The organism is Vibrio sp. 1078-1 (genome assembly GCF_033340475.1).
Genome location: NZ_JAWOWM010000996.1, coordinates 1 through 502, shown reverse-complemented (window position 1 = coordinate 502; position 502 = coordinate 1). Strand labels below are relative to the sequence as shown.

Annotated in this window: 1 protein-coding gene; it reads right to left on the bottom strand. The window is 50.8% G+C overall.

Annotation, left to right across the window (positions count from 1 at the left end):
* Nucleotides 1-502 (bottom strand): potassium transporter TrkG (locus R7190_RS31270; protein ID WP_318138399.1); only part of this gene is annotated, 502 nt, incomplete at both ends.

The window sequence follows — 502 nt, the reverse complement described above, 5'->3', positions numbered from 1 at the left end:
TGGTGCAATAGTAGGAAGAAGCAAACCAAAAACAGTAACACCTGAATACAGATGAGTGCGCGGAACTCCGGGTCTTTCCAGTAATCCTGAGGATGAACCCCACCAGAGGCAAATGCCGCAAAGTGCAGAGTGAAGTTACAAGCAGAGATCAGCAAGAACACCACGGTAATCAGGTTAATCGCGTAACTGTCGAAGTAGCCCATGCTGGCATCGTGAGTTGAGAAGCCACCAATCGCAATGGTAGAGAAGCTGTGGCTGATGGCATCAAACGGCGTCATGCCCGCGAGCCAAAAAGCAACCGCACAAGCGATTGTCAGGCTTAAATAGATGTACCACAGCGCTTTTGCTGTCTCGGCTATGCGCGGGGTCATTTTGGTATCTTTCACTGGACCCGGAATTTCTGCGCGGTACAACTGCATCCCACCGATGCCCAACACTGGCAAAATAGCGACCGCAAGTACGATGATCCCCATCCCACCAAACCATTGTAGAAATTGGCGGT